The sequence below is a fragment of the Streptomyces sp. NPDC005004 genome (genome assembly GCF_053600675.1).
This window is the reverse complement of sequence record NZ_JBSGAH010000007.1, coordinates 155,425-168,355: the sequence shown is the minus strand read 5'-3', so window position 1 is coordinate 168,355 and position 12,931 is coordinate 155,425. Positions and strand designations below refer to the sequence as shown.

The following is a 12,931-nucleotide window of genomic DNA, read 5'->3' as shown; positions in this document are numbered from 1 at the left end:
ATCGTATGCGGCACGTGCTCCTCCGTCGCCACCCTCGCGGACCGCACTTCCTGCTGTTTCTACGCGCGTCCCGCCGGGGACGACTCCGGCAGACCGGTACGGCACCCGGCGTCCCCGTGCGCACAGGTGACCGCGTCGTACGCCCCCACGCCGACCCTGGCCAGGTTGCGCAGGCTGTCCGTGCCCGGCTGGAAATAGCCGGCGTGACCCTGCGCGTCGCTCGCGGAGAGGATACGGGCGCCGAAGGCGCGGGAGACCGGGTCGGCCCCGTGCCCGAGACCGCCGACCTCCAGATACGGCACGTCCCGCACCCAGTCGGTGGCGTCCCGCATCGCCCACACCCGGGCGTGGGTGCCCAGTTGGGCGGCGCGGGTGACCCGCATCCCGGGGCTCGCGGCCACCGCCACGTCGCTCACCCGCCGCGGCATACCGCGCGCGGCGACGCCGCACAGCACCGAGCCGTAGCTGTGGCAGAACATCGACACCGGGGCCCGGCCGGGCAGTGCGTCGAGCAGCGCGTTCAGCCGGACGGCGCCGTCCTCGGCGCGCATCGCGGTCGCCGCGTCCACGCCGAGCCCGTCGGGCGCGGTGTAGTCGGCCCACGCGATCACGGCGGTCCGGGTCCCCGGGCTCGCCTTCCGCTCGGCCGCGTGCAGCGCCTGTGCCATGCCGACCGGCGCGGTGTACCTGCGGTTGGTCCGCTGGAAGGTGAACAGATCGGTGTCCACGCCGGGCACCACCACGGAGATCCGCTGCGCCCGGTCCAGGTTGCCGAAGACCTCTGCCACCCGGCCGGAGCCGTCGGGATCGAAGGCCAGGATGTGCCGCCCCGGCCGCGCCAGCGCCTCGTAGCGCTGCATACGGCGGGCGGCGTCCTGCTGGCCGTAGGTACTGAGTCTGCTGTCGTGCATCCGGCGCCGCGCACTCTCGCTCGCCTGGTCCAGCGCGACACGGTTCGCGTGATAGCGCAGGGTCACCGGGGCGCCGTTCATGTTGCCGACCGCGAGCGGATAGCGGTCGGCGAGCGTCAGGCGGTCCGCCGCGGTGAGCGAGCCGAAGAACGCCGCGAGCCGCGCCGGGGTCGAGGCGGTCGGGTCGGGCAGCCGGTGGCCGCCGATGCTGTCGCGCTCCCACCGGGCGAGCGAGGACCGCAGCGCGGTCGAGTCGCGGTGGGTGTGCAGTGCGGTCCAGCCGGTGGTCGCGAGCATCACGAACACGACGGCCAGCGCCAGCAGTGCGCGCCAGACATTGAGCTGGGGGGAGGTGCCGAAGGAAGTCACTGGGAGGACACACTAGGAGAACGGGACGGTCTCGGGGTAACCGAGTGGCAGGGATCACGTTTCGCGAAGGGAGGGACGGGTTTCGCGGATCGTAGGACGGATCGAGATCGAAATCGCGGAACGATCTCGGTGATCCGGAAACGAATTCAGCCGGTCCCCCAGTTCCCGACGAGTGCCGGGCCCACCTGATCGAGGTACGACGCGGTCAGCCCCCGCATGTACTCCGGGCTGAAGTCCTCGCCGGTGCTCCACTGCTGCTCGGTGACCCGTATCACCCCGCAGAACACGGCGACCGCCAGCCGGGGCCGCGGATCGGTGTCCACGTCCACGCCCTCGCGCTCGGCGAGCACCCGGGCGAGAGTCTGCTCCGTCGACGCCGAGCGGCGCAGATGGGCGGCGAGCAGCGCGGGCGTCGAGCCGATCATGCGGTACATCCGCAAGTACAGCTCGACCGGCACGGACGCCTCGACCGTCTCCCGGATGGCGTCCCAGTTCTCCAGGATCGCCTGGCGCAGCGCGACCATCGGCGGCTCGTGCGGCGGACGGTCGCGCACCGCCGCCACGAAGTGCGCCTCCGTCATGTCCTGCACCGCGAAGGCCGCGTCCTCCTTGCCCGCGAAGTAGCGGAAGAAGGTGCGCTGCGAGACGTCGACCGCCTCGGCGATCTCGTCGACGGTGGTCTCTTCGTACCCCCGCGTGGTGAACAACTCGAGGGCGGCACGCACCAGCGCCTCGCGCGTACGCCGCTTCTTGCGCTCGCGCAGCGTCTCCATGGGCCTTCTCCTGTGAACGTCCTTCCAGCTCAGCCTATGCGCTGGGAGACACGCCGATGACCGGCGGGCGAATCGGTTTGTCAACTGTCAGTGACTGTCACTAGCCTCGATCTCATGACTAGTCAGACCACCATCGACAAGGCGGGTCCGGGTGACGGGGCATCCGCCGACGCGTCTGCACCGACCCCGGCGGGACTTCGCGGCCATCCCTGGTTCACCCTGATCACCGTCGCCGTGGGCGTGATGATGGTGGCCCTCGACGGCACCATCGTGGCCATCGCCAACCCGGCCATCGCCAAGGACCTGCACGCGAGCTTCTCCGACGTGCAGTGGATCACCAACGCCTACTTCCTCGCCCTCGCCGTCTCCCTGATCACCGCGGGCAAGCTCGGTGACCGTTTCGGCCACCGGCAGACCTTCCTCATCGGCGTGACCGGCTTCGCGCTGGCCTCCGGCGCCATCGGACTGTCCGACAGCATCCCGGCGGTCGTCACCTTCCGGGTCTTCCAGGGCCTGTTCGGCGCACTGCTGATGCCGGCCGCGCTCGGCCTGCTGCGGGCCACCTTCCCGGCCGAGAAGCTCAACATGGCGATCGGCATCTGGGGCATGGTCATCGGCGCATCCACCGCGGGCGGCCCGATCCTCGGCGGCGTCCTCGTCCAGCACGTCAACTGGCAGTCGGTCTTCTTCATCAACGTGCCGGTCGGCCTGCTCGCCCTGCTGCTCGGCACGCTGATCCTGCTCGACCACCGCGCGGAGAACGCGCCACGCTCCTTCGACCTGCCCGGTATCGCGCTGCTCTCCGGCGCCATGTTCTGCCTGGTCTGGGCCCTCATCAAGGCCCCGGCCTGGGGCTGGGGCGACGGACGCACCTGGGGCTTCATCGGCGCCTCGGCGCTGCTCTTCGCGGCGTTCGCCTGGTGGGAGACGAAGGTCGCCGAACCGCTGATCCCGCTGACGCTGTTCCGCTCGGTCCCGCTGTCGGCGGGCGTGGTGCTGATGGTCCTCATGGCCATCGCGTTCATGGGCGGCCTGTTCTTCGTGACCTTCTACCTCCAGAACGTGCACGGCCTCAGCCCGGTCGACGCCGGTCTGCACCTGCTCCCGCTCACCGGCATGATGATCGTCGGCTCCCCGCTGGCGGGCTTCGCCATCACCAAGCTGGGCCCGCGCATCCCGCTCGCGGGCGGCATGACGCTCACCGCCGTCGCCATGTACGGCATGTCCACCCTCCAGGCGGACACCGGCAGCGCCACCATGTCGATCTGGTTCGCCCTGCTCGGCCTCGGTCTCGCCCCCGTCATGGTCGGCGCCACCGAGGTCATCGTCGGCAACGCGCCCATGGAGCTGTCCGGCGTCGCCGGCGGCCTTCAGCAGGCGGCGATGCAGATCGGCGGCAGCCTCGGCACCGCCGTGCTCGGCGCCGTGATGGCCTCCAAGGTCGACAACGACCTCCCCGGCAACTGGGCCGCCGCCGGTCTCCCCAGGCTCACCCCCGCCCAGCTGGGCCAGGCCAGCGAGGCCGTCCAGGTCGGCGTCCCCCCGGTGACCAAGGAGATGCCCCCGACCCTCATCGCCAAGATCACCGACGTGGCCCACGACACCTTCATCTCGGGCATGAGCCTCGCCTCCCTGGTGGCGGCAGGCGTGGCGGCGGTGGCGATCCTGGTGGCCCTGCTGACCCGCCGGGGAGAGAACGCGGAGGCGGGCGCGGGAGTGGGCCACATCTGAGCCCGGCGGCTGTCGTGCTTCTCAGGGGCACGGGGCTGTGCCGACATGCGGCTACCGCCGCGTGAGCGCGACCGGCCACGACGGTCGGACGGCCGCGCGATCACCGGACCATCAACGGTGATCGCGCGGCCACAGCCATCAGCGCCTAGGCATCTCCACCAGCCGCGCCAGGAGCCGCTGCCTTCACATCGAGCAGCTGGTACCGGTCGATCGCCTGCTTGAGCGCAGAGCGGTCGATCTTCCCCTCCTTCGCCAGCTCGGTCAGCACGGCGACCACGATCGACTGAGCGTCGATGTGGAAGAACCGCCGAGCCGCCCCCCGGGTGTCGGCGAAGCCGAACCCGTCCGCACCGAGCGACTGATACGGCCCGGGAACCCACCGCGCGATCTGATCAGGCACCGACCGCATCCAGTCCGACACCGCCACGAACGGTCCCTCGCCGGTGCCGAGCTTCCGTGTCACGAAGGGCACCCGCTGCTCCTCCTCGGGATGCAGCAGGTTGTGCTCCTCGCAGGCCACCGCCTCGCGCCGCAGCTCGTTCCAGGAGGTCGCGGACCACACGTCGGCCCGTACGTCCCAGTCCTCGGCCAGGATCCGCTGCGCCTCGAGCGCCCACGGCACCGCGACCCCCGACGCCATGATCTGCGCCGGGATCGCGCCGGAGTCACCGTCCTTGAGCTTGTAGACGCCCTTGAGGATGCCCTCGACGTCCACGTTCTCCGGCTCGGCCGGGTGCTTGATCGGCTCGTTGTAGACGGTGAGGTAGTAGAAGACGTCCTCGCCGTGCGGGTGCTCGGCGTCGCCGCCGTACATCCGCCGCAGCCCGTCCTTGACGATGTGCGCGATCTCGTAGCCGTACGCCGGGTCGTACGCCACGCACGCCGGGTTGGTCGAGGCGAGGAGCTGGGAGTGGCCGTCCGCGTGCTGGAGTCCCTCGCCGGTCAGGGTCGTACGGCCCGCGGTCGCGCCCAGGACGAAACCGCGCGCGAGCTGGTCGGCCATCTGCCAGAACTGGTCTCCGGTGCGCTGGAAACCGAACATCGAGTAGAAGACGTAGACCGGGATCAACGGCTCGCCGTGGGTGGCGTAGGCCGAGCCGGCCGCGATCAGCGAGGCCGTGCAGCCCGCCTCGGAGATGCCGTCGTGCAGCATCTGGCCGGTCGGGGACTCCTTGTAGGCGAGCAGCAGTTCGCGGTCGACCGACTCGTACTGCTGGCCGAGCGGGTTGTAGATCTTCGCGCTCGGGAAGAACGAGTCCATGCCGAAGGTGCGGTACTCGTCCGGCGCGATGAGTACGAACCGCCTGCCGATCTCCTTGTCCCGCATGAGGTCCTTCAGCAGGCGTACGAACGCCATGGTGGTGGCGATGGACTGCTGACCCGACCCCTTCTTCACACTCGCGTACGCCGTGTCGTCCGGCAGCTGCAGCGGCTGGGAGCGCACGACGCGCGTCGGGACGTACCCGCCGAGCGACCGGCGCCGGTCGTGCATGTACTGGATCTCCTCCGAGTCCCGGCCCGGGTGGTAGTACGGCGGGGCGCCGGACTCCAGCTCCTGGTCGGAGATCGGCAGGTGCAGCCGGTCGCGGAAGTGCTTGAGGTCGTCGACCGTCAGCTTCTTCATCTGGTGGGTGGCGTTGCGGCCCTCGAAGTTCGGGCCGAGCGTCCAGCCCTTGACCGTCTGCGCCAGGATCACCGTCGGCTGGCCCTTGTGCGCCTTGGCCGCCGACATCGCCGCGAAGATCTTCCGGTGGTCGTGGCCGCCGCGCCCCAGGTGCAGGATCTGGTCGTCGGTCATGTTCTCGACCATCGCGCGCAGCCGCTGGTCCTCACCGAAGAAGTGCTCGCGGATGTACTGGCCGGACTCGGTGGCGTACGTCTGGAACTGGCCGTCGGGCGTGGTGTTCAGCTTGTTGACCAGGATGCCGTCCCGGTCCTGCGCCAGCAGCGGGTCCCAGGTCCGGTCCCAGACCAGCTTGATCACGTTCCAGCCGGCCCCCCGGAACTGCGACTCCAGCTCCTGGATGATCTTGCCGTTGCCGCGCACCGGGCCGTCGAGCCGCTGGAGGTTGCAGTTGACCACGAAGGTCAGGTTGTCCAGTCCCTCGCGGGCGGCGATGGACAACTGGCCGAGCGACTCCGGCTCGTCCATCTCGCCGTCGCCGAGGAACGCCCACACGTGCGAGTCGGAGGTGTCCGCGATCCCGCGCGCCTCCATGTAGCGGTTCATCCGCGCCTGGTAGATCGCGCCGAGCGGGCCGAGTCCCATGGAGACGGTCGGGAACTCCCAGAAGTCCGGCATGGAGCGCGGGTGCGGGTAGCTGGACAGGCCGTCGGGGTACTTCGACTTCTCCTGGCGGAAGCCGTCGAGCTGGTTCTCGGTGAGCCGGTCGAGCAGATAGGCGCGGGCGTAGATGCCGGGGGAGGCGTGGCCCTGGAAGAAGACCTGGTCGCCGCCGTCACCGCCGTCCTTGCCGCGGAAGAAGTGGTTGAAGCCCACGTCGTACAGGGACGCGGAGGAGGCGAAGGTGGCGATGTGGCCGCCGACGCCGATGCCGGGCCGCTGCGCGCGCGAGACCATCACGGCCGCGTTCCAGCGGGTGGCGTTGAGGATGCGGCGCTCGATCTCCTCGTTGCCCGGGAAGAACGGCTCGCTCTTGGTGGGGATCGTGTTCACGTAGTCCGTGCTGCGCATCTCGGGCACGGCCACGCGCTTCTCGCGGGCCCGCTCGATCAGCCGGAGCATGAGATACCGGGCCCGCTCCCGGCCGCGCTCGTCGACGGCGGAGTCGAGGGAGTCGAGCCACTCCTGTGTTTCCTCGGGGTCGAAGTCAGGAACCTGACTCGGAAGGCCGCCAATGATGATCGGATTGCGATCGGAACCGGAAGCCACGCTGTTCCTCACCTTTCGGAGGGCCTGGGGCATTTCTTCTTCGAAGTCTTCGAGGACTTCGGAGCCTTCTTCTCGGGGAACTCTTCTTCTGGACGTTCCCCATCGTGTACCTCGCCATGGCCCGCGTCACCCCGGTCGCGGCGTTCGCCCGGCGCAAAACGCGACGATACGCCCGCGGTGTGACGTGCTCGGCAAATTTGTTCGACTGTCGTAACCAAGGATGATTCTGAAGGGGGCATAACGGGCACATCGGTGTGATGTGGTTCCCCGGCAAACGGGATACGGTGCCCTAAGCCGCTGCGGCGAGGTCGCCGCAGTCACCGTTTCGGCGGTCTGGACGGCCGGGTACTTGCGCGATCCGTCCCGCCCGTGTGGACTACGGCCAATGCTTCGCGTACGCGCGTGGCTGAGTTACTTCACCAGACATGATCAGGAGGCAACCCGTGAGCGCGACCGCGGACCACGCGGAGGAGCGGACCAACCCTGCCGCCAGGCTGGGTTTCCAGCCCGGACAGGTGGTCCAGGAGATCGGCTACGACGAGGACGTCGATCAGGAACTCCGCGAGGCCATCGAGGAAGCCGTCGAAGGCGACCTGATGGACGAGGAATACGACGACGTGGCCGACGCCGTCGTGCTGTGGTTCCGTGATGACGACGGCGACCTCACGGATGTGCTGGTGGACGCCACCACGTACATCGAAGAGGGCGGTGCCATCCTGCTCCTGACGCCGAAGACCGGCCGTACGGGGTACGTGGAGCCGAGCGACATCTCGGAGGCCGCGACGACCGCCGGCCTGACCGCGTCCAAGAGCGTCAGCGTCGGCAAGGACTGGAGCGGCTCGCGTCTGGCGACGCCGAAGGCCGCCAAGTCCGGCAAGCGCTAGGACGGCGCCGCCGAGCGGAACACACCGCCGGGCCCTCGGGCTTCGGGGCGGGCCGGGCACACCCCCGTCCCGCCCCGGAACCCGTGCTGTGCGCTGCGTAGGGTGGACGGGAGCGGGACTCCCGCCCACCCCGTCAGCCCACCGAAGGGATGCAAGGACCATGGCGATCCAGGCCGGCGACAAGGCGCCCGATTTCGAGCTCAAGGACAACCACGGCCGCACCGTGAAGCTCTCCGGCTTCCGGGGCGAGAAGAACGTGGTCCTGCTCTTCTACCCCTTCGCCTTCACCGGCGTCTGCACCGGTGAGCTGTGCGAGCTGCGTGACCACCTGCCGCAGTTCGAGGACCGCGACACCCAGCTGCTCGCCGTCTCCAACGACTCCATCCACACCCTGCGCGTCTTCGCCGAGCAGGAGGGCCTGGAGTACCCGCTGCTGAGCGACTTCTGGCCGCACGGCAACGTCTCCCGCGCCTACGGCGTCTTCGACGAGGACAAGGGCTGCGCCGTCCGGGGCACGTTCGTCATCGACAAGGAGGGCGTCGTGCGCTGGACCGTGGTCAACGCACTGCCGGACGCCCGCGACCTCAACGACTACGTGAAGGCGCTCGACGCGCTGTGAGCCGGTCCGGGGCGAGCGCCCCGGGGCCCCGACACCTGTGACCCCCCGGGTCCAGGGTCTGCGGGGGGCGGGAACCCGTCACTAGGATCGGCTCGTTGATCCCCTATCCGAAGCACGACGGGGCTTCCCGCCCCCGACACCACATGGAGGACCCGTGGGAGTCAGCCTCAGCAAGGGCGGCAACGTATCGCTGACGAAGGAGGCCCCGGGCCTGACCGCCGTCATCGTCGGCCTGGGGTGGGACGTGCGCACCACGACCGGCACCGACTTCGACCTCGACGCCAGCGCGCTGCTGCTGAACAACGCCGGCAAGGTCGGCAGCGACCAGAACTTCGTCTTCTTCAACAACCTCAAGAGCCCGGACGGCTCGGTCGAGCACACCGGCGACAACCTCACCGGTGAGGGCGAGGGCGACGACGAGCAGATCAAGGTCAACCTCGCCCAGGTGCCCGCCGACGTCGACAAGATCGTGTTCCCGGTGTCGATCTACGACGCCGACAACCGCCAGCAGTCCTTCGGCCAGGTCCGCAACGCCTTCATCCGCGTGGTGAACCAGGCGGGCGGCCAGGAGCTGGCGCGCTACGACCTGAGCGAGGACGCCTCCACCGAGACCGCCATGGTCTTCGGCGAGCTGTACCGCAACGGCACGGAGTGGAAGTTCCGGGCCATCGGCCAGGGCTACGCCTCGGGGCTGCGCGGCATCGCCCAGGATTTCGGCGTCAACGTCTGACGCCGCGGTTCCACCCTCCAGGCGCCGTTCCGTTCGCGGGCGGCGCCTGGGGGTATCCCCTCCGGGGAGTGCAGCAGACACAGGGAAGCGCTACAGGCAAGCGCCACAGGGGAGGACCAGCAGCATGGGTGTCACGCTCGCCAAGGGAGGCAACGTCTCCCTCTCGAAGGCCGCGCCGAATCTCACCAACGTCATGATCGGGCTCGGCTGGGACGCGCGGTCCACCACCGGCGCCCCCTTCGACCTCGACGCCAGCGCCCTGCTGTGCGGCGCCGGGAACCGGGTCCTGGGCGACGACTGGTTCGTCTTCTACAACCAGCTCACCAGCCCGGACGGCTCGGTCGAGCACACCGGCGACAACCTCACCGGTGAGGGCGAGGGCGACGACGAATCGATTCTGGTCGACCTTTCCCGCGTTCCGGGACAGTGCGAAAAGATCATTTTCCCGGTCTCGATCCACATGGCGGACGAGCGCGGCCAGTCCTTCGGACAGGTCTCCAACGCGTTCATCCGCGTGGTCAACCGCGCCGACGACCAGGAACTCGCCCGCTACGACCTGAGCGAGGACGCCTCCACCGAGACCGCCATGATCTTCGGCGAGCTGTACCGGTATCAGGGCGAATGGAAGTTCCGCGCGGTCGGCCAGGGGTACGCGTCCGGTCTGCGCGGCATCGCCATGGACTTCGGGGTCAACGTTTCGTAAAGCCGGGCCATACGTCCGGGAACAGCGTGTTTTCCCGGGGGACGCCCCTTCTGGTACGGCCGGAGGGAGACGTTCTACACTTCGTGGTCAACGTTTCGCAAAGCCGGGTACGGCAGGGGGAGACCCTCCTTCGGGCAATCGCCCGAAGGCGTCCTCCACACACGATGGGGTTAGCCAGTGCTTCTGAAAACCTTCGGCTGGTCGTTCGCGGTGACCGCGGTCGGCCTGGTCGCGGCGGTCTTCTACGGGGGGTGGAAGGCCTTCGGCATCGTGGCGATCCTCTCCATCCTGGAGATCTCGCTGTCGTTCGACAACGCGGTGGTCAACGCCGGAATCCTGAAGAAGATGAACGCCTTCTGGCAGAAGATCTTCCTCACGGTCGGCGTGCTCATCGCGGTGTTCGGAATGCGCCTCGTCTTCCCCGTCGTGATCGTCGCGATCAGCGCCAAGATGGGCCCGATCGAGGCCGTCAACCTCGCGCTGAACAACAAGGACCGCTACCAGGAACTCGTCACCGACGCCCACCCGGCGATCGCCGCCTTCGGCGGGATGTTCCTGCTGATGATCTTCCTCGACTTCATCTTCGAGGACCGGGACATCCAGTGGCTGCGCTGGATCGAGCGGCCGCTGGCCAAGCTCGGCAAGGTCGACATGCTGTCGGTCTGCATCTCCCTGATCGTCCTGCTGATCACCTCCTTCACCTTCGCCACCCACGCCCACCAGCACGGCGGCGCCCACGCCGACAAGGCGCAGACGGTGCTGATCGCGGGCATCGCGGGTCTGATCACCTACATGATCGTGGGCGGGCTCTCCGGCTACTTCGAGGACAAGCTGGAGGCCGAGGAGGAACGTGAGCACGAGGCCGAGGAAGAGGCCGCCCGCGCCGGCAAGCCACGCTCGGCGGTGCTGCTCGCCGGACAGGCCGCGTTCTTCATGTTCCTCTACCTCGAGGTCCTGGACGCCTCCTTCTCCTTCGACGGCGTGATCGGCGCCTTCGCCATCACCAACGACATCGTCCTGATGGCGCTCGGCCTCGGCATCGGCGCGATGTACGTCCGTTCGCTGACGGTCTACCTGGTCCGCCAGGGCACCCTCGACGACTACGTCTACCTGGAGCACGGCGCCCACTACGCGATCGGCGCCCTGGCCGTGATCCTCATGGTCACCATCCAGTACGAGATCAACGAGGTCGTCACCGGTCTCGTCGGCGTCGTCCTGATCGCCTGGTCGTTCTGGTCCTCGGTCCGCCGCAACCGCGCCCTCGCGGCACAGGGCGGCGACGCGGGCTCGGCGGAGAAGACGGAGATCTCCTCGGGGGTGTGACCCCGGCCGTGCGGGGCGTGCGCCCTCGCGCCCGGTGTGTGCGCCCTCGGGTGCCCCCTGGGGGCAAGATCGGGGGCGGGGCGGGGTGTGGCGCCCCGCGCCGGAAGGGAACGCTTCGAACGGGGCGGCCGACGTGGTCGGCCGCCCCGGCGGCTTTTCCATCACGAGCACCACGAGCACGGGTACCTGGGGGCGGGAATGGGATTCCTCGACGGACTGCTGGGCGGACGCGGCGCCGACTTCGACTCGGGCAGTCCCGGAAGCAACGCGATCGAACTGACCAAGCGGCACCAGCAGGTGTCCCTCACCAAGCAGGACGCGGCCACCGGCCACCTCCGGGTCAATCTGACCTGGCAGATGCGGACCTCCGACATCGCCGGCATCCAGCGCGAGAGCCTGTTCAGGCACCCCTTCAAGGCGCTCAAGCCACCGGAAGTGATGGGCCACGGCCAGAGCATGGTCAACGTCGACCTGGACCTCGGCTGCCTCTACGAACTGGCGGACGGCACCAAGGGCGTCGTCCAGCCCCTCGGCGGCTACTTCGGCGACGTCAACGCCCCGCCGTACGTCAAGCTCAGCGGCGACGACCGCTTCGGCTCGGCGTCCGGCGAGACCATGTACGTCAACCTCGATCACCGCGACGCCATCAAACGGCTGCTGGTGTTCGTCTACATCTACGACCAGACCCCGGCGTTCGACCGTACCCACGCCAAGGTCACCCTCTACCCGAGCAACGGACCCCGCATCGAGATCGGCCTGGACGAACGCCACCCCCAGGCCCGCTCCTGCGCCGTGGTGCTCATAGAGAACGTCAAGGGGGAGCTGCTCGTCCGCCGCGAGGTCAAGTTCGTCTACGGCTTCCAGGGCGAGCTGGACCGGCTGTACGGCTGGGGGCTGAGCTGGGGCCGGGGCTACAAGTCCAAGGCGGACCGCTAGCCTCCCGGGCGCGGCGTCAGCGGCCCAGGAACTGCGGGCCCTGCGGGGGCAGCCGGAAGTCCGGGTCCAGGGCCGCCGCGGGCAGCGGCTGCGGCTGGGGATAGCCGTAGGCCGGCTGCTGCTGGGTCGCCGGGGGCTGCTGGACGGTCGCCTGCTGCGGTCCGGCGGGCTGCGGATAGCCGTAGCCGGGCTGCGCGGTGGTGGCCGGCTGGGGGTAGCCGTAGGCCGAGCGCAGCGCCGAGGTCGCCTGCGGATAGCCGTAGGCGGGCGGCTGTGCGGGGGCCGGCGGCGGCTGCTCGGGCGGCAGCGGCAGCGACAGGGACTCGGAGCGCGGCGGCTCCTCCACCGCCTCCGACTCGTCCACCGAGATGCCGAAGTCGGTGGCGAGCCCCTTCAGCCCGTTCGAGTAGCCCTCGCCCAGCGCGCGGAACTTCCAGGCGTCCCCGCGTCGGTACAGCTCCCCGCAGATCAGCGCCGTCTCCGCACCCGTCTCCGGTGTGACCTCGAACCGGGCCAGCGGCTCCGCGTCCGCCGTCGCCGCGTCGTAGACCAGCACGCACAGCGCGGGCACCCGGTCGAAGGTCTCGCCGTCCGCCGAGGCGACCAGCAGCACCCGGCTCACACCGGGCTCCAGACCGGTCAGGTCCGCCTGGACGGTGTCGGTCAGGCCCTCGGTGACCCGCTTCTTGCCCAGGCGCCACACGGCGCCCGAGGGGTGCCGGGGCTGGTTGTAGAAGACGAAGTCCTCGTCGGAGCGCACACGGCCGTCGGAACCCAGCAGCAGCGCCGAGGCGTCCACGTCCGGCACGCCCTGCCCGGGCGTCCAGCGCAGCACGGCGCGCACCGTGGCGGCCTCCAGCGGGATGTTCGACCCCTTCAGCATCGCGTGCGTCATGCGGTCATCCTGCCTTCTCGGTCCTGGGCACGACAATGCGGGGGTGCCCGCCGCCGACACTCCTCGGTTACCGGAAATTCATGCCCTCCCGGGAACCCCTGACATGGATATCTACGTACTATTACCGGCCACCCTTTGCCGAAATCATCGGTCCGCGTATGCCT

11 protein-coding genes are annotated in these 12,931 nt (G+C 69.2%); 7 read left to right on the top strand and 4 right to left on the bottom strand.

Going from position 1 to position 12,931, the window contains the following annotated elements; genetic code table 11:
* Positions 1–59 precede the first annotated feature (59 nt).
* Together ACWEEU_RS12165 and ACWEEU_RS12160 are read right to left on the bottom strand one after the other, a co-directional pair.
* Positions 60–1,280, bottom strand: a complete 1,221-nt coding sequence (locus ACWEEU_RS12165) for an alpha/beta hydrolase (protein WP_385743796.1) — start codon at positions 1,278–1,280, stop codon at positions 60–62.
* Positions 1,281–1,426: 146 nt separating this feature from the next.
* Positions 1,427–2,053 carry a TetR family transcriptional regulator gene (locus ACWEEU_RS12160; RefSeq protein ID WP_451731307.1) on the bottom strand — a complete coding sequence of 209 codons (627 nt, stop codon included), beginning with the start codon at positions 2,051–2,053 and terminating at the stop codon, positions 1,427–1,429.
* A gap of 114 nt (positions 2,054–2,167) precedes the next feature.
* On the opposite strand from ACWEEU_RS12160, the gene ACWEEU_RS12155 reads away from it, so the two are divergent.
* Positions 2,168–3,784 (top strand): MFS transporter, encoded by a 1,617-nt coding sequence (locus ACWEEU_RS12155; protein WP_385743800.1) that lies wholly within the window; start codon positions 2,168–2,170, stop codon positions 3,782–3,784.
* 145 nt (positions 3,785–3,929) lie between these two features.
* On the opposite strand, the gene aceE is transcribed toward ACWEEU_RS12155, so the two are convergent.
* Positions 3,930–6,677 (bottom strand): pyruvate dehydrogenase (acetyl-transferring), homodimeric type, encoded by a 2,748-nt coding sequence (gene aceE / locus ACWEEU_RS12150; protein WP_451731303.1) that lies wholly within the window; start codon positions 6,675–6,677, stop codon positions 3,930–3,932.
* A 443-nt stretch (positions 6,678–7,120) separates the two neighbouring features.
* Here aceE and ACWEEU_RS12145 point away from each other — a divergent pair, with 443 nt between their 5' ends.
* From ACWEEU_RS12145 to ACWEEU_RS12120, 6 genes are all read left to right on the top strand, one after another.
* Positions 7,121–7,561 carry a DUF3052 domain-containing protein gene (locus ACWEEU_RS12145; RefSeq protein WP_018545328.1) on the top strand — a complete coding sequence of 147 codons (441 nt, stop codon included), beginning with the start codon at positions 7,121–7,123 and terminating at the stop codon, positions 7,559–7,561.
* Between the two features lie 160 nt (positions 7,562–7,721).
* The gene (locus ACWEEU_RS12140) at positions 7,722–8,180 is read left to right on the top strand and encodes a peroxiredoxin (RefSeq protein WP_199583643.1); all 459 of its coding nucleotides are present in this window, start codon (positions 7,722–7,724) and stop codon (positions 8,178–8,180) included.
* 154 nt (positions 8,181–8,334) lie between these two features.
* The gene (locus ACWEEU_RS12135; RefSeq protein ID WP_385743805.1) at positions 8,335–8,910 is read left to right on the top strand and encodes a TerD family protein; all 576 of its coding nucleotides are present in this window, start codon (positions 8,335–8,337) and stop codon (positions 8,908–8,910) included.
* A 124-nt stretch (positions 8,911–9,034) separates the two neighbouring features.
* The gene (locus ACWEEU_RS12130) at positions 9,035–9,613 is read left to right on the top strand and encodes a TerD family protein (RefSeq protein WP_385743807.1); all 579 of its coding nucleotides are present in this window, start codon (positions 9,035–9,037) and stop codon (positions 9,611–9,613) included.
* A 177-nt stretch (positions 9,614–9,790) separates the two neighbouring features.
* Positions 9,791–10,936: a DUF475 domain-containing protein gene (locus ACWEEU_RS12125; protein WP_385743809.1), complete on the top strand. Its 1,146-nt coding sequence runs from the start codon at positions 9,791–9,793 to the stop codon at positions 10,934–10,936.
* Positions 10,937–11,134: 198 nt separating this feature from the next.
* Positions 11,135–11,872 carry a TerD family protein gene (locus tag ACWEEU_RS12120; protein ID WP_385743811.1) on the top strand — a complete coding sequence of 246 codons (738 nt, stop codon included), beginning with the start codon at positions 11,135–11,137 and terminating at the stop codon, positions 11,870–11,872.
* Positions 11,873–11,888: 16 nt separating this feature from the next.
* Here ACWEEU_RS12120 and ACWEEU_RS12115 read toward each other — a convergent pair whose 3' ends face one another.
* Positions 11,889–12,767, bottom strand: a complete 879-nt coding sequence (locus ACWEEU_RS12115; protein ID WP_385743813.1) for a TerD family protein — start codon at positions 12,765–12,767, stop codon at positions 11,889–11,891.
* Positions 12,768–12,931: the final 164 nt, after the last annotated feature.

Excerpts from the sequence above, each read along its gene's own strand:
- ACWEEU_RS12155 (WP_385743800.1), top strand. The coding sequence starts at position 2,168 with ATGACTAGTCAGACCACCATCGACAAGGCGGGTCCGGGTGACGGGGCA.
- ACWEEU_RS12120 (WP_385743811.1), top strand. The coding sequence starts at position 11,135 with ATGGGATTCCTCGACGGACTGCTGGGCGGACGCGGCGCCGACTTCGAC.
- ACWEEU_RS12130 (WP_385743807.1), top strand. The coding sequence starts at position 9,035 with ATGGGTGTCACGCTCGCCAAGGGAGGCAACGTCTCCCTCTCGAAGGCC.
- ACWEEU_RS12140 (WP_199583643.1), top strand. The coding sequence starts at position 7,722 with ATGGCGATCCAGGCCGGCGACAAGGCGCCCGATTTCGAGCTCAAGGAC.
- ACWEEU_RS12115 (WP_385743813.1), bottom strand. The coding sequence starts at position 12,767 with ATGACGCACGCGATGCTGAAGGGGTCGAACATCCCGCTGGAGGCCGCC.
- ACWEEU_RS12160 (WP_451731307.1), bottom strand. The coding sequence starts at position 2,053 with ATGGAGACGCTGCGCGAGCGCAAGAAGCGGCGTACGCGCGAGGCGCTG.